19 protein-coding genes are annotated in these 16,569 nt (G+C 66.3%); 7 read left to right on the plus strand and 12 right to left on the minus strand.

Annotated elements, in window-relative coordinates; translation table 11 throughout:
• Window positions 1-20: 20 nt before the first annotated feature.
• The 3 genes from NP4_RS04835 to NP4_RS41480 are packed head-to-tail and all read right to left on the minus strand — an operon-like array spanning window position 21 to window position 2,679.
• A complete protein-coding gene (locus tag NP4_RS04835) occupies window positions 21-566 on the minus strand; it encodes an LppA family lipoprotein (protein ID WP_067992448.1) in 546 nt (181 codons plus the stop codon).
• Window positions 563-2,365, minus strand: a complete 1,803-nt coding sequence (locus NP4_RS04840) for an alpha/beta hydrolase (protein ID WP_067992451.1) — start codon at window positions 2,363-2,365, stop codon at window positions 563-565. The genes NP4_RS04835 and NP4_RS04840 overlap by 4 nt, the downstream gene beginning before the upstream one ends.
• Window positions 2,362-2,679 carry a hypothetical protein gene (locus NP4_RS41480; RefSeq protein ID WP_067992453.1) on the minus strand — a complete coding sequence of 106 codons (318 nt, stop codon included), beginning with the start codon at window positions 2,677-2,679 and terminating at the stop codon, window positions 2,362-2,364. The genes NP4_RS04840 and NP4_RS41480 overlap by 4 nt, the downstream gene beginning before the upstream one ends.
• Window positions 2,680-2,773: 94 nt before the next feature.
• Between NP4_RS41480 and NP4_RS04850 the strand changes: the two genes are divergently transcribed.
• The gene (locus NP4_RS04850) at window positions 2,774-3,157 is read left to right on the plus strand and encodes a hypothetical protein (RefSeq protein WP_067992457.1); all 384 of its coding nucleotides are present in this window, start codon (window positions 2,774-2,776) and stop codon (window positions 3,155-3,157) included.
• 245 nt (window positions 3,158-3,402) lie between these two features.
• A complete protein-coding gene (locus NP4_RS04855) occupies window positions 3,403-4,725 on the plus strand; it encodes a M14 family zinc carboxypeptidase (RefSeq protein WP_169813653.1) in 1,323 nt (440 codons plus the stop codon).
• Here NP4_RS04855 and NP4_RS04860 read toward each other — a convergent pair whose 3' ends face one another.
• Window positions 4,726-5,523 (minus strand): potassium channel family protein, encoded by a 798-nt coding sequence (locus tag NP4_RS04860; protein ID WP_067992575.1) that lies wholly within the window; start codon window positions 5,521-5,523, stop codon window positions 4,726-4,728.
• Between the two features lie 50 nt (window positions 5,524-5,573).
• Window positions 5,574-5,843, minus strand: a complete 270-nt coding sequence (locus NP4_RS04865; RefSeq protein ID WP_067992464.1) for a hypothetical protein — start codon at window positions 5,841-5,843, stop codon at window positions 5,574-5,576.
• Window positions 5,844-6,079: 236 nt separating this feature from the next.
• Here NP4_RS04865 and NP4_RS04870 point away from each other — a divergent pair, with 236 nt between their 5' ends.
• Window positions 6,080-6,484 carry a nitroreductase/quinone reductase family protein gene (locus tag NP4_RS04870; RefSeq protein ID WP_067992467.1) on the plus strand — a complete coding sequence of 135 codons (405 nt, stop codon included), beginning with the start codon at window positions 6,080-6,082 and terminating at the stop codon, window positions 6,482-6,484.
• Here the strand turns inward: NP4_RS04870 and NP4_RS40655 are convergent.
• The 6 genes from NP4_RS40655 to NP4_RS04900 form a co-directional block, all read right to left on the minus strand.
• A complete protein-coding gene (locus tag NP4_RS40655) occupies window positions 6,447-6,857 on the minus strand; it encodes a hypothetical protein (RefSeq protein WP_067992470.1) in 411 nt (136 codons plus the stop codon). The two genes, NP4_RS04870 and NP4_RS40655, sit on opposite strands and share 38 nt — an antisense overlap.
• The gene (locus tag NP4_RS04880; RefSeq protein ID WP_067992578.1) at window positions 6,854-7,759 is read right to left on the minus strand and encodes a metallophosphoesterase family protein; all 906 of its coding nucleotides are present in this window, start codon (window positions 7,757-7,759) and stop codon (window positions 6,854-6,856) included. Before NP4_RS04880 ends, NP4_RS40655 begins: the two co-directional genes overlap by 4 nt.
• A gap of 14 nt (window positions 7,760-7,773) precedes the next feature.
• The gene (locus NP4_RS04885; RefSeq protein ID WP_067992580.1) at window positions 7,774-8,106 is read right to left on the minus strand and encodes a cupredoxin domain-containing protein; all 333 of its coding nucleotides are present in this window, start codon (window positions 8,104-8,106) and stop codon (window positions 7,774-7,776) included.
• 217 nt (window positions 8,107-8,323) lie between these two features.
• A complete protein-coding gene (locus NP4_RS04890; protein ID WP_067992473.1) occupies window positions 8,324-9,001 on the minus strand; it encodes a QcrA and Rieske domain-containing protein in 678 nt (225 codons plus the stop codon).
• The gene (locus NP4_RS04895; protein WP_067992476.1) at window positions 8,998-9,561 is read right to left on the minus strand and encodes an RNA polymerase sigma factor; all 564 of its coding nucleotides are present in this window, start codon (window positions 9,559-9,561) and stop codon (window positions 8,998-9,000) included. Before NP4_RS04895 ends, NP4_RS04890 begins: the two co-directional genes overlap by 4 nt.
• An 82-nt stretch (window positions 9,562-9,643) precedes the next feature.
• Window positions 9,644-9,880, minus strand: coding sequence for a hypothetical protein (locus NP4_RS04900; protein WP_067992478.1), 237 nt, complete (start codon window positions 9,878-9,880; stop codon window positions 9,644-9,646).
• A 180-nt stretch (window positions 9,881-10,060) separates the two neighbouring features.
• Here NP4_RS04900 and NP4_RS04905 point away from each other — a divergent pair, with 180 nt between their 5' ends.
• Entirely contained in the window at window positions 10,061-11,293 is a 1,233-nt protein-coding gene (locus NP4_RS04905) for a kynureninase (RefSeq protein WP_067992481.1), read from the plus strand.
• Here the strand turns inward: NP4_RS04905 and NP4_RS04910 are convergent.
• On the minus strand, window positions 11,287-11,706 hold the full coding sequence (locus NP4_RS04910) for an SSI family serine proteinase inhibitor (RefSeq protein WP_169813654.1): 420 nt from the start codon (window positions 11,704-11,706) through the stop codon (window positions 11,287-11,289). The two genes, NP4_RS04905 and NP4_RS04910, sit on opposite strands and share 7 nt — an antisense overlap.
• Window positions 11,707-12,183: 477 nt before the next feature.
• Here NP4_RS04910 and NP4_RS04915 point away from each other — a divergent pair, with 477 nt between their 5' ends.
• The 3 genes from NP4_RS04915 to NP4_RS04925 are packed head-to-tail and all read left to right on the plus strand — an operon-like array spanning window position 12,184 to window position 16,547.
• Window positions 12,184-14,256, plus strand: a complete 2,073-nt coding sequence (locus NP4_RS04915; RefSeq protein ID WP_082875535.1) for a lipoxygenase family protein — start codon at window positions 12,184-12,186, stop codon at window positions 14,254-14,256.
• A 12-nt stretch (window positions 14,257-14,268) separates the two neighbouring features.
• The gene (locus tag NP4_RS04920; RefSeq protein ID WP_211335785.1) at window positions 14,269-15,402 is read left to right on the plus strand and encodes a YncE family protein; all 1,134 of its coding nucleotides are present in this window, start codon (window positions 14,269-14,271) and stop codon (window positions 15,400-15,402) included.
• Between the two features lie 8 nt (window positions 15,403-15,410).
• Entirely contained in the window at window positions 15,411-16,547 is a 1,137-nt protein-coding gene (locus NP4_RS04925) for a YncE family protein (protein WP_067992487.1), read from the plus strand.
• Window positions 16,548-16,569 lie beyond the last annotated feature (22 nt).

Consider the following 16,569-nt stretch of genomic DNA (forward strand, 5'->3'; position numbering starts at 1 on the left):
CCGACCCGCTGGTATCTTCGTCAGCCCGCCCGATCGCGGGGCAACCGGCAGCCCACGGTCGCGCCGATAACGGTCGCGACCTGGCTGCCGACCTTGATGGTGGTGCCGTCGTCGGGATTCACGAAGCGCACATCGTGGCGGCCCGCCCTGTCCTGCACGGCATTCGGCGCGGTCGCGCCGACGGTCGCGGCGATCGGCCGAATCCGCTCGATGAACTGCGGCCACAGTCGATCGGGAATCGGCTGATCCGGTGTGACATACAGCGCCAGCTCGAGCATTCGGCCATCGGTCCGGTCATAGGGTGGCGGGCAGTCCAGGCGCGTCTTCTCGCGCTCCCATCGCCAGCGCAGCTCCGGGACCAATTCCGTTGCGGCGGCGGCGATCTGCTCGACCACCCGCTGGAGCTGCCGCTCGGAGTCCTCCAGGGTGGGCCGTTGCCGCAGCCGCTGGGCCGCGGCGGCGGTCTCCGCGGGGTCGGTCGGCTCGCGCTGATCGTTCATGGAACAACCTCCCATCATCAGGGTCGCGGCCAGTGCCGCCAGCGCCGCGACGCCGTGGCGCGTCATCGGTGACCACCGTCGATCGCATTGTCGGGTAACCCGGATACGACCGCGGCGAGGTTGTAGCCCGAGCGGTGCAGATTCCCGGTCCCCGAATCGGTCCGTGGATATTCCGCATGTCCGGACGCGCCGGAGTAGTAGCGGTCGTCGACGGTGATCGGATCGGTGTCCAGATGCGTGATCCAGTCCAGCTTGGCGGGGCTGCGGCCGAAGCGGTCGGCGTAGGCGACGGGGTCGCCCCGCTCGGTCATCTCGTAGACGTGGTGATCGCGCAGGCCGAGATCACCGGCATTGTGAACCGTATCGTTGAGACCGGTCTCGGTCAGCAGCGCTCCGGCGGGATTCACCAGACCACCGAGACCGCTCGCGCCGACGGCCGGAACATGTCCGCCCAGTCCGGGCGAGCCGTAGAACACGACATCGTCGACGCCGCCTGCCTTCTGTTGCAGCGCAAGGCTGGTGGTGAGCGAACCGTAGGAGTGCCCGAGCGCGGTGATGTGCGGATCGTTCTGCGCGCTCGCCACATCCAGACCCCGATAGAAGTCGGCCAGGGGCTTCGCGCCCTCCTGCGCGCGACCCTCCCACATGACGTTGGCGGTATCGGGTTGCGGATTGTCGACCCCGCCCTGCGGCGGGTCGTAGCCGAACCATGCGATGGCCGCGACGGTTTCGCCTCGATGCGTCGACCCGGCATTGCTGAGTTGCCATTCCGATTCGGTCTTCAAGGTGTCCGCCTCACCGACCATGCCCGCCAGTGAGCGATTCAGATTGGAGCCGAGTCCCGGTGTGGCGACCGAGATGTGGTCGGCATGGTCGGGATCGCCGACGGCCACCGCGGCGCGGCCCTGCCGCCCGGATTCCATATCCAGGAATATCAGTTTGCGCGGCGGCCTGTCCTCTTCCGGTGCGATCACCTCCTCGACGGCCCGCAGATCCTGTAATCGCTTCCTGCCGTCCACGATCCGACGCGCGGCCTCGCCGTCGGTCGGATCACCGGCCAGATCGGCGTTCGCCGCCGCCAGATCCCGTTCCAGGCGCGCTCGTTCGATCGGAATGCGGTTGCGGTTTGCCCGGTCCTTCACATCGGCGGGCAGTCCGTCGAGATTGCCGATATCGGCGGGACGGGCGCCGATCTCCTCGCGCTGCTGCACCGGGGTGAGGCTGTCCCACCACGCGCGATTCTGTTGCGGGGTGCCGTTTTTCGGCTGCGGCGAGATCTCCGATTTCGGGGCGGAGGCATTGCCGAAAGTGTCCGGAGCGGGCAGATCGACGAAGGCCCCGCCGATCGCGATGACCGCGTTCGCGTCGATGGTCGCCGCATTGTCGAGCAGGCGTCGCATCGTGGCGGTCTCGGTGGCGCAGTCGGTTTCGAGCGCGGCCAGGGCGGTGTTGTATTTGTCCCGGTCGCCGCCGACCGAGGTGTAGAGGGTTTGTTTGATCTCCTCTCCGATGTGACAGGCGCCGTCCTCGTCCACGCGCAGCCCCTTGCCCTCGGCGGTGCGCTTGCCGTGGTCCATCAGGCTTTTCGCCGTGGTGAAGTTCAGGCTCGCGATCGTGGCGGCGTCTCGGGCTTTCTCCAACGCCTCCAGCACTTTTCGCGATTTGTCGTAGACCAGGGTGAAGCGTTCGCGCAGGGCATCGCCCGCGCCGCCGGTGAAGGTCTCGTGCGAACCGTCGACCGCGCGGTGCTGTGCGTCCATCGCGACGCGCAGATCGTCGGCCTGCCGCGACCATTCCCGTGCCTGGTCGCCCAGCGACATCGGATTCCAGCTCAGCACCTGCGACACGGTGAGCCCGCCGCTCAACGCTGGGCTCCGGAGTCGATCCCCAGGGCACCGGCGATATCCCGCTCCTGGAATCCGGCGATCGCGCCGACCACCACACCGCCCATTTCCAGCAGGGCCGTACCGACCGCACCCATCGCCAGATCGGCCGCGCGGGCGGCGACATGACAGGCGTCGGGGGTTTTCGCCCCGGCCAGCCCGCCGCCCAAACTGTCGCTGATCGCCCCGCCCCGACCCAGGATCCGAAGCTGCTGTCCCGCAGTGCCGAGACCGTCGGCAAGCGCCCGGCATGCGGACTTGTCGACGTAGAGAATCTCCCCCGGTCCCGATCCCATATTCGCCCCCTCACTCGACCAGCGGTGTCTGGTTTGTGAACTCGCGGCCACTATATGCTGCGGGAAGCCGAAATTGGACGGGGAGGCTCGAGAGTTGTCCGGTATCGATCCGCTCGCAGGCAATATCGAGCAACTGCAAACGGCACTGGCCCGACCGGTCACCGCGGTGTCCGCCGAGGCCGCGATCGACGTCGGCCCCGACGGCGGCCTGCTCGCCATCCGGATCACCGACCACGGACGGCGGCTCGATCCGGACAGCCTCGCCGAGGTCATCGTGCGCTTGCACGCCTCGGCCCTGACCGAGGCGCGTCGGGCGATCGCCGACGCGGTCGCGAGGCTGGAAGCCGATCCCCGGCTGCGAGCGCGACGCGAACAGCTGACCGACGCCCTCCAGCAGCCACCGTCGCGGCGCGCGGCCACTCGTGAAGAGGATGACGAGACGGACCGGTACTACCAACGGCAGAGCTGGCTGGAGTGAATTGATCGGGCATCGTGTTCCGTCAATTCCGCAATACCCCTAAATCGGGTAAATAGAAGATGAACGGTACGTTAACAGTTGGTGCCCTGAAATTTTGATCATGTTTTCCCGATCGTACCATCATTGGTGTCACTTCAGTTGAGTGGCGCGACAGACAAGGGAATTCCATGAGCAGATTCCGAAGTATCCTTGCATCCGCATCCGCAATAGTCGTCGGTGGCTTCTCCACAATTCTTCTCAATCCGATGATTGCCAACGCGGCCGACGATGCTCCCTATTATTGGGACGTTCCGGTGCCATCCCAGGCACAGGCGGACATTATCGCTCGGGCCGGTATCGAAATGGTTCCGGCCGGCCCGGGCAAGGTGACGATCGCGGTCGACGAAGCGAAGGCCCAGGCGCTTCGAGACCAGGGATTGCAGCCGACCAAGAAGGCTCCCGTCTACAAGGCGACACCGCAGGAATTGCGCGCGCCCCAGGAAGGTATTTTCTACGGCGGCTATCACACCTCCGCCGAAATGCAGGCGCATGCCAAGGACGTCGCCACCAAGAATCCGGGAATCGCCGCCTCCTACGATATCGGCAAGACCTGGCTGGCCCAGCGCGGCAACGGCGGCCACCCGATGAGCGTCATCTGCCTGTCCGGTTCGAAGCAGTTGGCCGACAAGGACAAAGCCACGGCGAAAACCACGGGAAAGGTGAACGGCTGCGCCCTGTCGCCGTCGTTGACCAAGCCGCGTTTTCTGCTGACCGCGCAGATTCACGCGCGCGAACTGGCGACCGGTGAACTGGCGTGGCGCTGGATCGATTATCTCGCCAGCGGCTACGGCAAGGACGCGACCGCGACCTCGATCCTGGACTCCACCGAGATCTGGGTCGTGCCGGTCACCAATCCGGACGGCGTCGATGTGGTGGCCAGCGGCGGTAACCGGCCGAAGATGCAGCGCAAGAATGTGGACAACGGCCAGACCCCCTCGTCCTGCTCGATCGTCGACGGCTCCGGCAACGGCCCCGGCATCGATCTGAACCGCAACTTCGCGACCCGCTGGGGCGGCGACTCGCGCAACCCCTGTTCGCAGACCTATCAGGGCCCGCGCGCGGCCTCCGAACCGGAAACCCAGGCCATCAGCCAGCTGTATGCGAACCTGTTCCCGAATCAGCGGCCCAGCGGCGGCGGTGACGTCCCGAACACCGCGAAGGGTGTGGTGATCGATCTGCACTCCTACGGCAACTACGGCATCATTCCGACCGCGGCCACCCCGACCAACCGGGAGCAATTGCGGGCGCTGATCAAAAAGGTCGTGCCCGCCGGATTCACCGTCGGCACCGATGAGGAGACGGTCGGCTATTCGACCTGGGGAACCACCGATGACCAGGCGCACGGCGCGCTCGGCGTGGCATCGTTCACCATCGAGATCGGCCCGAACAGCTCGTCGAGCTGTGCTGGATTCATGCCCAAGTACTCCTGTGTGGACAGCCTGTTCTGGCCGCAGATGAAGAAGGCGTGGACCACCGCCGCCCTGGCGGCCGGCGCACCGTACAAGCAGGGCAGCAGCCCGACCTCCTGATCACCCGTCCCGCCCGATCTCACCGGCCCGGTCCATCGCGACCGGGCCGGTGTTCTGCCGCAGCGCGGCGATCTCGGCGCGCAGGGCGCGAATCTCCTCGAACAGTCGCCCGACCTCGAGATCGGTGCGTTCGGTGGTCTGCTCGACCGCTTTGAGCTGATCGATCACCCAGCTGGTGGTCGTGCCGATGGCGAAGCTGATCAGGCCGATGCCGAAGGTCATCAGGGCCAGTGCGACCAGGCGGCCCTCGACGGTGACCGGGTAGTAGTCGCCGTAGCCGACGGTGGTCACCGACACCACCGCCCACCACAGCGCGTCGCCGTAGTTCCGCATATTCGCTCCCGCGGCCCCGCGCTCGGCGTCGAATACCGCCAGGCTGCACAGGAACAGGATCAGCAGCGAACTCGCCCCGACGTACACCGACAGCCGCGCCCGGGTCAGCGCACTGCGATTGAGCGTGTCCAGCACCAGAAACGCCGCGCGTAACAAGCGCAGCGGGCGCACCGGCGGCAGCAGCACGATCAGCAACTCCAGCGGATGGCTGCGCAGGAACCGCCAACGCCGCGTGGACAATCCGAGCCGAATCAGGAAATCCGCCACGAACAGCGCCCAGATCCCGATCTCGACGCGGGTGAGCCAGGTATCCAGCGTCGGCGAGGCGCCGGTGTCGAGCACCCGCCAGGCATAAACGCCGAGAAATACCACCGCCGATACGGCCAGCGGAATATTGGTGGCCCGCTCCCAGGCCCGGCGCCGACTGGCCGTCGGCGGATCTGCGGCGATGCCCGAATCGGTCATGACGGAATCGTATTCGCGATGGTTGCCGATGCCCGGTCGAGACATGCGATCTATTCGAGCATGGGGACCAGAAAGGTCCGGGCGAATTGCCGGGACTGTTCGGGTGTGTCGAGTGCGATGAACGACAGCGTTATTCGGATGTGCAATTCCGCGGCGGCCCGCAGATGCCGCAGCCTGGCCTCATCGATCTCGTTGTCGCCGTGCAGTTCTCGACGCCAGACCGCCACGCTGAATTCGCGGACCAGTTCGATCAGCGGATGCGCCTCGGTGGTGAGGCTGGGCAGCAGGGTCTCGGGTTCGGTTTCCAGCGGTCGACGCAACAGCGGGTGGGAACGCAGGAATTCGACTGTGTAGACCGTACTTTCGACGATACGGTCGCCGACGTCGGTGTGGCGGACACCGCGGCGGTGCTCCCGGCGAGATATTTGCGGACCTCGGTCAGCACCATATCCTCGGTCACGAGCCTCCCTCTTGTCATCGGCAGCACCCTATCCTAGCATTCAGCGATACAGAGAGACGTACCTTGTCTCACAGATATCTCCGAGAGGAGTTCGACATGCCGGATTCGATCGAGGTCAAACGCCGGTTCGTCGCCGTGTTCCAGCGCCATCTGGTCAACCCGGTCGCGCGCCGACTACCCAGCCAGGTACTGCTGGAGACCCGGGGTCGACGCAGCGGCCTGCCGCGCCACACCCCGCTGGGCGGGCGGCGGATCGGCAATGCGTTCTGGTTCGTCTCCGAATACGGCGTGCGCTCGGACTACATTCGCAATATCAACGCCGATCCCCATGTGCGCGTGCGCATTCGGGGCCAATGGCATTCCGGCATCGCCCACCTGGTCCCCGAGGACGATGCCCGCCGCCGCCTGCGGCAACTGCCCCGCTTCAACAGTGCGGGCGTCCGCGTGGTCGGCGGCGATCTGCTCACCGTCCGGGTCGATCTGGACGCCGCGGCGGCCTGAGAATTCCGGTCGCGGCCAGCGATATCACACACAGGAACACGACGGCGGCCTCGACGATCAGGCTCAGCGCGGCCTGTGGGGCCGGTTCCCAGCCGATCTCCTTGAAGCCGAAAATGCCTGTGGTGCGCGATAATACGAAGGCCACCAGCGAGCCGACCGCGAGTCCCGCCGCGGCCGCGCGCAGCGTCCACGGTCCGATCAGCAGCAGGACGGCCAGGGCGAACGAGACCGCGGCCTGCACCAGAAACGACGGGCCGATGATGTGGATGAACCGATAGCCGCGGCCGTAGAGGTCGGCGTGGATATAACCACTGACGATCAGTCCGGCGCTGATCGCGACCCGCAGCACCAGGTCGGGCAGCCGGGCGGTCATGCCAGCGCCTGCTCTTTGATCGCCAGCATCTGCTGCCCCTTCCGATAGGTGACCTCGCGAATACCCAAGGCCCCGCGCAGCTTTCCGGCCGGAAGCGTCACCGGTTTGGGCGCCGGTCCGTCGCCCGGCTTGGGCAGCGGATAGGCCGTGGTGGTACCGCTGTAGAAGGTGATATTGCCCTCGGTCTTCGTGAACAGCTGGTGCACATGCCCGTTGAGACAGGTGACCGAGGCGAAGCGGCGCAGATAGCTCAGCGCCTGGGCGGCATCGTCTGTGCCCCAACCCCATTGGGGGTACATCGCGAACAGCGGAATATGACTGAATACGACGATCGGGGTGTCGCCGGACAGCCCGGCCACATCCCTGCGCACGAAATCCAGCTGATCCTGACCCAGATGTCCGAGATTCTGCAGATTGAGCGTATTGACCAGGGCGATCACATGCACTCCCGCGATATCGAAGCTGTACCACCCGTCCCCGCGGGTGCCCGCGCCGAATACCGATCGATACCGCTGACCGGCGTCGTCGGTCGAATCGTGTTCGCCCGGAACGGTGAACACATGCGGGGTGTTCAGGCCCTTCATCATCTGCTCGACCTGATCGAACTGCTCGGGCGTGGCCAGGTGGGTCAGATCGCCGGTGTGGATGACGAAATCGGGGGTGTAGCCCAGGGCGTTCACCTGCCCGATCGCCTCGGTGAAGGTATCGGCCACATCGGGATTCGCGGTGCCCTGGAAGCCGATGTGACTGTCACTGATCTGCGCGAAGCGCAGCGTCGGACGCTCGGCCGCCTGCGCGGCGGGTGCGCCCGCGATATGCGAGATCACCTCGCCCCCGACGACCGACAGTCCGACCGCCGCGCCGAACCAGGCGCTGTGGCGGATCAGCTGCCGACGGGTCATGGTGTGCGGATCGTTCACGGCGTCACCTGCACGGTCGCCTTCATGAACGGGTGGATCGAGCAGATGTAGGCGAAGCTGCCCGCCTTGGTGAAGGTGAACGAATACGTTGCGCCGGTACCCATTCCGGGCGAATGGAAGCTGCCGTCCGCGGCCGCGACGGTATGCGGCTCCTCGTCGCGGTTGGTCCAGGTGACCGTCGTGCCCACCGGCACGGTCAGGGTCGCGGGGGCGAAGGCGAAATTGTCGATGTTCACCGCGTTCGGTCCGGCCGGGGCCGCGGCCGGGCCCTGCGCCGCCGAGGTCATGCCCGGCATGCCGGGCATGGTCGCCGCGCCGCCCGGGACCATGCCGGGAGTGTCCGTGCCGGAGGCGAATACGGGCGGCGGGGCCGGAGCCTTCGCGGCCTCGCCGCAGGCGCTCGTCACGCCGAGCACCGTGGTGACGGCCGCGAGGGCGATCAATGCCCTGCGCCCGTGGGGAATTCGTCTCATCGATCCGGGCCTCCGTCCGGTAATGTCGCGTCGGTCGACGCTCTCACCAACAGATAGGGGCCGGGGTTACACCTCAGGCCGGTTGGGCCGGCGCGAATACCTCTATGGCGCCGTCGTTCTCACGCACCCGCAGGCGCGGCAGCGGCGCGGGCGAGATAGGCAGCTGATGGGTGATCACCCGACCGTCGACGGCGAAGGAGGTGCTGTGGCACGGGCAGCGCAGCCGGTCCGCCGGTGCGTCCAACCACAGCTTGCACCCCTGATGCGTGCACACCCCCGATACCGCGACCGCGACGCCCTTGTCGCGCCGGACGAATCCGCTGACCACACCGAGATCGAAATGCACCACGGCCCCCTCGGGCACATCGGCACTTGCCGCCACCGGCCGCCACGCGCCCTCATTGGGCGTCAGATCCTGCTGGGCGGCAGGCTCTTTCGCGCCGGTGATGGTATGACCAACCACTCCCCCGACGGCCGCCGCCGCGGCCGCGGCCGAGGTACCCACCAGCACCTGCCGCCGCCGGGTCGAACCACCGCCGGGATGCGCCGGGCCCTCCTCGATCTCGGCGGCGAGCCGCCCGCGCAGCTCCGCGAGGAACTGTTCACTGGGGGCCTCGCTACCGAGGCGGGCCGCGCGCAGTTCGATGGCCGCGCGCATCTGTTCGGCGTCGGCCTCGTCCGGCCGGAACGGGCGCGGGCGGCGACCGGCCAGCAGCTCCTCGGCGAATCGCGCCGATTCACGCTCGCTCATCGCGCACCTCCCGCATTCGGTCGCGCCGCCATCTGCAATGCCCTGTGCTGCAGCACCTTCGCGTTCGCGACGGTGACACCCAGCGTATTCGCGGCCTCGCGCACCGACAGCCCCTGCAGGAACCGCAATTCCAGAATCCGCCGATATCGGTCCGGCAGGGCGTCCAAGACCGCCCGCGCGCGCTCGGCGGCTCCGCTGTCGGGCGGAACGGGATCGGGTGCGTCCTCGGGCAGGTCGTCATCGATCGTGGTGATCTCCCGGCCCATCAGCGTGCGCCAGTATCCGGCCAGGACCGTGCGCGCGGTGGCGCGCAGATAGGCGCGCACCTCGGGCACGCTGGCCGAAACCCGCAGTGGCTTCAGCGCGGTCATGAAGACCTCGGCGGTCAGATCCTCCGCGTCGGGCCGGTTTCCGACCTTGGTGAACATCAGTCCGTACACCCAGGAGACGTTGTCGCGATACACCGCCTCCCAATCGGGGTAGCCGTCGTCGGACAGCACCCGCAGCTCCCGGGCGGGGCCGTCCGACGACCATGGCTCGGAACCTGTTCGCCCCACCATGAACCCGCCGCCCTTCCGAGTCGGGCGCAGCGTTGTGTGCGCTCCTCGACAAGTAGCGAACGGGGTTACACCACCGATGGGTTCAATGTGAACTGCGCATGCGGTCGGCGCGGGCGCGCACAGCGCCACGGGCCAGATCCGCGGTCTCCTCGGCGAGGGCGCGCAATTCGTCGTCGGCATCGTGCAGCCCCGCCCGCAGGGAACGGTTCGCCCGGCGCAGGTGCGCGGCGGCGGCCAGGCGCACCTCATAGGTGAACTCGGAGATCCAGTCGACCTCCCGGGCCAGCGCCCGTGTCAGCTGATCCTTGAATTCGTCCATCGCCAACACCCCAACCGCCGAGTCCTACAGTGCACAGATGTTCACTCAAGATCAGCGTACTGGCCCGACATCGACTCGTGCAACGACTACGTCGCGGACAGCGTCGAACAGGCCGCGCGAGGATGAGCTCCCCTGGCACGGACCTTGCGGTGCAGACGATCCGCGCGATTGGATGCCGGTATGACCGCGACCTCCGCCGATTTCGCCCTGCGCGCCGAATCCCTCGACGCGGCCGATCCGCTCCGGGACTATCCCGCCCGCTTCCTCGGCAGTGACGACCCGGAGATCGTCGCATATCTGGACGGCAATTCCCTCGGCCGTCCCCCGCGCGCGAGCGCCGAGCGGATCGCCGCCTTCGTCGCCGACGGGTGGGGCCGCAGACTGATCCGCGGCTGGGACGAGCAATGGTTCGATCTGCCGCTCACACTGGGTGATCGGATCGGCGCGCTGCTGCTGGGCGCGGCGTCGGGCCAGACCACCATCGGCGATTCGACCAGTGTGCTGCTGTACAAACTCGCCCGCGGCGCGCTGGCGCTGCGACCGGGCCGCACCGAGATCGTGCTCGACCGGGACAACTTCCCCACCGACCGCTATCTGCTGGAGTCCATCGCCGCCGACCTCGGACTCACGCTGCGCTGGCTCGAACCCGACAGCCGCGGCGGCGTCACCGCCGCGGACCTGGCCCGCGTGGTGTCGGAGCGGACCGCGCTGGTGGTGCTCAGCCATGTCGCCTACCGCTCGGCATATCTGCTCGACATGCCCGAGATCGGCGCGATCACCCACGAGGCGGGGGCCCTGCTGCTACTCGACCTCTGCCACTCGGTGGGTGCGGTGCCGATCGAACTCGATTCGTGGGCAGTGGATTTCGCTGTCGGCTGCACCTACAAATATCTCAACGGCGGTCCCGGCTCACCAGCCTTCGGCTATGTCGCGGCGCGACATCTGGACGATTTCGTCCAGCCGATCTGGGGCTGGATGGGCCGCGCGGAGCCGTTCGATATGGCTCAGGGTTATCGGCCCGCGCCCGGCATCCGGCGTCTGATCAGCGGCACCCCGGCGATTCTCGGCATGATCGCCGTGCAGGACACCCTCGACATGATCGAGGAGGCGGGGATGGCCGCGATTCGGGAGAAGTCGGTCGCGCTGACCGAATTCGCGCTGGATCTGGTGCGCGCGTGGCTGATTCCGCACGGCGTCGTGGTGTCCTCACCGGTGGATCCGGCCCGCCGGGGCGGCCATATCACCATCGACCACCCTCGCTTCCGCGAGATCGTCGAGCGACTCTGGCAGCGCGGCGTCATTCCCGATTTCCGCGGCCCCGACGGCATCCGCATCGGCCTGAGCCCGCTGAGCACCACATTCCAGGAGACACTGACGGGCGTGGCGGAGATCCGGCGCGAACTCGATCACTGAATCTTCGGCAGCACCGGAGTCAGTGCGTCCCAGCGGAATATCTCGCAGCCGTTGACCCGGTTGAAGGTGGAGTCGACGGCACGGTTCGCCCAGACCCCGGAGATGTGCGCGGTGGCCGGGCCGCCGTACTGCTGTGTACAGCCCATATCGGCCGGGACGGCGCGGAAGGGGTTCTCGCCGGTCTTCGTCAGCTGTTCCAGTCGGTTGCACGCGGCGTATTTGTCGGGGTGGGTGCCGCCGCGGGCATCGCAGAACAGCTCGAAGGATCCGTCGTAGCCCGTTCCGGTATCGGCGATTTCGACGGTGAGGCGATGATTGTCGACCGCGGGTTCGGCGCACGCGCCGACACCGAGCCCGGCCGAAACGAGCAGACCGGCACAGACCGTCGACACCACACGCGATCGAGTCCTCATGACCATGCCTCTCCGTTGTTTCGAGTCGAGACAGCAGATTTGCATCATGTTATCAATCGGGCGAACTCCGAAATTCATACTGTCACACGGCGGCGAGTCGCAGCGGGGGTACAACCGGTCATTCGGGGGGTGGGAACGGTCGATTGAAATCCTTGATGAAATCCGAATTCTTGCCATTCCACCTACCACTCGGCATCGCGTTCGGGTTTACTCGCCGCGACTCCCGTCCATCGCCGTATGCTCGAATGTTGTTGCTACAGAGCACTTCCCATCCCCCCTGCGCACACATTCGGACGCCCTGACCACACAATCCGGCCACAGCGATCCATTTCGATGATCGTCGCATTATTCGGACCCGTTACGACCGATACCGCGCAGTGTCCTAGTTCACAGACCTTTGTCGCGCAAATCCCGAATAGCTACCGTTGCTGAAAAGTTGCCGTGTAGTCGTTCGAATCGAATACGTCAGGATCGGTGATGGATCGCAGGCAATTCTTCAGAGCATCGGCCGTGGCCGCCGGAGCCTCGGCGGCGGGCGCACTCGGGACCCGCGCGGCCGCCGCGCCGCCGTTCAACCTACCCCTACCGTTCGGTGATCCGGTCGCGGCCGGGCCGGTGAATCCGCTGCTGCCACAATTCGATCCGAATCCGGGCCCGCGCGCGGCCGAACTGGGCCGCCTGCAGTCGAAATACGTCTGGAGCGAGGTCGCCAATTTCGTGCACGGCGTGCCGATGGCGGCGTCGCTGTCGATCGAGGACAATCCGACCCTCGAATGGTTCACCATGGTGATCGACCAGCACTATCAGGTCATCTCCAATATCGCGCTGGCATTGACCGAGCATTTCGCCCACCTGGCGGCCGGTGATCTGTTGCAGCCACTGGTGGATCAGCTGGCCGGATTGCGAGCCACGGTCGACGGCGTCTTCCGCACGGTGGCTCCGGTGCTGGAGAGTCCGGTGGCCCACCCGCTCGATCCGGCCGCGCGCGGAGCCGAAACCCTTCTCTCCGAAACCGCCGAGGCCGTTCTGCGCACCCTCGACCAGATCCGCGACGGGTTGTTCACCGCGCTGCGCAAGATGTTCGACAGTCCCGGGCTGGGCAATTTCGGCACCCCGGACGGCGTCGAGCGCTACCGGCGGCTCTACGCCTCGATGCCCGTACCGCCGATCGCCGATGTCATCCACGATGATCTGGTCTTCGCGCGCATGCGCGTCGCTGGTCCCAATCCCATGGTCCTGCAACAGGTTCGGGGCGCGCTTCCCGCAAACTTCCCGCTCGACGACGGGGGCTACCGCTCGGTCATGGGAGCCGGGGACAGCCTGGGCGCGGCCATCGCCCAGGGTCGGCTGTATCTCGTCGACTACGCCGAATTGGGTTCCATGGCTTCGGAATCGGCGACCTACAAACTGCTCACCGGACCCGGCTACAACACCGCCCCGATGGCCGCCTTCGCCGTCCCGGCCGGAGGCGGGGAACTGCAGGCCGTCGCGATCCAATGCGGGCAGGACCCTGCCAGACATGTGCTGTTCCTGCGGCCCGATCCCGCCGACGCCGAGCGCTATTGGAGTTGGCAGATGGCGAAAACCGTCGTGCAGACCGCGGATTTCAACCACCACGAATTCTTCGCGCATCTGGCCTGGACCCATTTGGTGTCCGAGGCGTTCTGCGTGGCCACGCGGCGGCGTCTGGCGGCCAACCATCCGCTGAATGTGCTGCTGACACCGCATTTCGAGGGTGTGCTGTACATCAACCAATTCGCGACCTATCTCATTCTCGCGCCCGAGGCCTCCGGCGATCTGATCTTCGCCGCCCAACTCGACGACATCATCTCGAGCGCGGGCCGGGCGCGACTGGACTGGGACTTCTACGAGCGCATGCCCGCGGGCGAACTGGCCGGACGCGGTGTGGACGGGGCCGCGCTGCGATTCCCGTATCGCGACGACGCCCTGCTGCTGTGGGACGCCATCCACGACTGGGCCGACCGGTACGTGCGGACCTACTACGGTTCCGATGGCGACGTGCGCGATGATTTCGAATTGACCGCCTGGGCCGATGAACTCGCGCAGACGGGAAAGGTCAAGGGCTTCAGGCGAATCGACACCGTGGACCAGCTGATCGATGTCGTGACGATGATCATCTTCACCGCCAGCGCACAGCACGCCGCGGTGAACTTCCCGCAGAAGGACATCTCGCAGTACATGCCGTTCTTCACCGGTATGACCGCGGCCCCCGCGCCGTCGGGTACCGCGGGCAATACCGAATCCGACTGGATCCGGATGCTGCCGTCGCTGCTGTCCTCGATCGCCCAGCTGTATGTCCTCGACACCCTCGGCAGCATCCACTACCGGCCACTGGGCGATTACCGCACCAATCACGCACCGTTCCCCAATGCCATCAACGATCCCCGAATCGTCGGCCCCGGTGGGCCGTTGGATCAATTCCGGGCGGCGCTGCGCGAGGCCGAGAACACCATCAACGAGCGCAACACCAGGCGCGATCCCTACCGGTACCTGCTGCCCAGCAGCATTCCGACCAGCACCAATATCTAGAGAGCGCGGATTATGCGAATCATCGATCGAATCGTCGTCTCCTGCGTCCTCGCTGTCTGCGTCACGGCCGGGGCCGCACACGCCGAACCGTCGACCGACCCGCCCGGACCGGCCGGTGAGCTGTATCTGCCCGAGGTGCAGAGCGATACGGTCGCCGTCATCGATACCGCCACCAATACGGTCCAGCGGCGAATTCCCACCGGACCCGCGACCAGGCCCGGCGTGCTGACTGCCACACCGGACGGCCGCAAGATCTACACCGACAACTTCGGTTTCACCCCGCCCAGCGTCACCATTATCGATCGCCCGTCGAACACCACGAAATCCGTTCCGATCGAGAGCCCGCCACTGGGAATCTTCACCTCCAATGACGGCAGGGAGGTCTATCTGCCCGAAATCGGTTTTGTGATCGAGGTTCTCGATGTCGCCACCGATACGATCGTGCGGCGCTTCCGTTTTCCGGATCTGGCCGCCGGACGCATTCCCGACGTTCCGGCGGGGGCGATCCAGGGGCCCGACGGGCTGCTCTATGTCGGATTCATGGGCAGCGGCATCATCGAGGCGATCGATCCGATCAGCGGCGTGGTCGCGCGCCCGCCGCTGATCCTCGGCGGAATCGGCACCTTCTGGTACAGCTTCAGCAAGGACGGATCGAAACTGTATGCCAATTCCGATAATTCGATCAGCGTGATCGACCTGCGCGAGTGGCGGGTGGCGAAGCTGATCCATACCGGCTGGGACGGCGACTATCACCTGAGCAATCCCGGCGCCTTCGTCTCCACGCTCACCCCGGATGGCGGCAAGCTGTATGTCACGGTGTTCGGCGGTAAGGACGTCCTGGTCGTCGATACCGCGAAAGACGAAGTGATCGGACGTATTCCGACCTCCGGCGCGGCGACGGCCGTGGTCTTCAGCGAGGACGGAAGCCGCGGTTACATCACCGATATGGGTCCGTCCTCGAATGCCTATCCGGGTCCGATTCTGGATCCCGTCCTGTTCGGCAATCTGGTGACCGCGGGCATCGGGCTCACCCCCGGCCAGGTGCTGCAATTCGATCCGCACACCGATCGGCTCGTCGGCGAGCCGATTCCGGTGCGGGTCGGTCCCGGTGTCCCCCTCTGGTTCCCGCCCCTTCCGACGAAGTAGGTCGCGCCTTGTCCATCGTCTCCCCTCGACTGCGTCGACGCACCGCGGTCCTCCTTGCCACCTGCGCCCTCGCCGCTTTCGCGACCTCCGGTGCGGCACTGGCGAATCCATCGATTCCCGGATCCACCAGCGGGCCCGACGGCCCGATCTGGCTGCCGAACTACGGCACCGGATCGGTACTGCGGATCGACCCCGGCACCCTGTCGGTTCAGCAGGAGGTGCTCGACGTCGGCGATCACCCCATGGTGATCAAGGCATTGCCGGACCGATCGCGCATGTTCGTCGGCAACTTCGGTCCGGCGAATCCGTTCACCTGGAACGTCTCGGTGATCGATATGCCCAGCGGCCATCTCGTCACCCGGATTCCGACGCTGGGCGCTCCCTATGCGACCATCACCCTCTCGCAGGACGCGCGGTATCTGTTCGTGCCGACCGCGCTGTCGCTGGTTCAGGTCATCGACACCCGGACCCTCGCGGTGGTGCGGACCATACCGGTTCTGTTGCCGCCCAATCCCGCTCATATCGAGGTCTCCCCCGACGGCGCGACGATCTATGTGTTGTCGGGCAGCGGGATCCTGACGAAATACGACGCCTATTCCGGCGCGGTCCAGGGGACGCCGCTGTTCGTCAACGGAGCCGCACCCGGCTGGGGCGCGCTGTCCGCGGACGGGCGCACCCTCTACGCGGTCAACTTCTGGTCCGGCGTCACGATCGTCGACCTCGCCGCCTGGACGGTACGCAGGACCGTCCTCATGGATCTGTGGGCCGAACCGATTTCGGCGACGCTCACCCCCGACGGGGACCGACTGTGGGTGTGCGACTACAACTCCGACGAGGTGGTCATTCTCGACGCGCACACCGGCGCGGAGCTGAACCGTTTCCACACCGACGGCGCGGCCGTCTACGCCGGATTCTCCGCCGACGGGCACACCGCCTACGTATCGACGGTGTCCGACGGCGCGCCACTGGTCTACTTCAGTCCGCTGGCGGGGTGGTACCACTCCAAACAGCAGGTCTGGGATCCGTTCATGGCCAACCTGGCCAATCTGGACACCTCGGTCGTCGCCTACGACACCACCACGTTCGAACGAACGCACTCGTATACGACCAGGGGCGCGTTCGTGGCGGGCGTCTACCCCGGATAGCCTGGCAGCACTCGCCGGGCCG

This window comes from Nocardia pseudobrasiliensis NBRC 108224 (assembly GCF_001613105.1).
Taxonomy (GTDB): domain Bacteria; phylum Actinomycetota; class Actinomycetes; order Mycobacteriales; family Mycobacteriaceae; genus Nocardia; species Nocardia pseudobrasiliensis.

Coding starts and splice junctions, on each gene's coding strand:
- NP4_RS04880 (WP_067992578.1), bottom strand. CDS start 7,759: ATGACCCGTCGGCAGCTGATCCGCCACAGCGCCTGGTTCGGCGCGGCG.
- NP4_RS04915 (WP_082875535.1), top strand. CDS start 12,184: ATGGATCGCAGGCAATTCTTCAGAGCATCGGCCGTGGCCGCCGGAGCC.
- NP4_RS04855 (WP_169813653.1), top strand. CDS start 3,403: ATGATTGCCAACGCGGCCGACGATGCTCCCTATTATTGGGACGTTCCG.
- NP4_RS40655 (WP_067992470.1), bottom strand. CDS start 6,857: ATGACCGCCCGGCTGCCCGACCTGGTGCTGCGGGTCGCGATCAGCGCC.
- NP4_RS04870 (WP_067992467.1), top strand. CDS start 6,080: ATGCCGGATTCGATCGAGGTCAAACGCCGGTTCGTCGCCGTGTTCCAG.
- NP4_RS04860 (WP_067992575.1), bottom strand. CDS start 5,523: ATGACCGATTCGGGCATCGCCGCAGATCCGCCGACGGCCAGTCGGCGC.
- NP4_RS04910 (WP_169813654.1), bottom strand. CDS start 11,706: ATGAGGACTCGATCGCGTGTGGTGTCGACGGTCTGTGCCGGTCTGCTC.
- NP4_RS04835 (WP_067992448.1), bottom strand. CDS start 566: ATGACGCGCCACGGCGTCGCGGCGCTGGCGGCACTGGCCGCGACCCTG.
- NP4_RS41480 (WP_067992453.1), bottom strand. CDS start 2,679: ATGGGATCGGGACCGGGGGAGATTCTCTACGTCGACAAGTCCGCATGC.
- NP4_RS04890 (WP_067992473.1), bottom strand. CDS start 9,001: ATGAGCGAGCGTGAATCGGCGCGATTCGCCGAGGAGCTGCTGGCCGGT.
- NP4_RS04905 (WP_067992481.1), top strand. CDS start 10,061: ATGACCGCGACCTCCGCCGATTTCGCCCTGCGCGCCGAATCCCTCGAC.
- NP4_RS04920 (WP_211335785.1), top strand. CDS start 14,269: ATGCGAATCATCGATCGAATCGTCGTCTCCTGCGTCCTCGCTGTCTGC.
- NP4_RS04885 (WP_067992580.1), bottom strand. CDS start 8,106: ATGGTCCCGGGCGGCGCGGCGACCATGCCCGGCATGCCGGGCATGACC.
- NP4_RS04900 (WP_067992478.1), bottom strand. CDS start 9,880: ATGGACGAATTCAAGGATCAGCTGACACGGGCGCTGGCCCGGGAGGTC.
- NP4_RS04895 (WP_067992476.1), bottom strand. CDS start 9,561: ATGGTGGGGCGAACAGGTTCCGAGCCATGGTCGTCGGACGGCCCCGCC.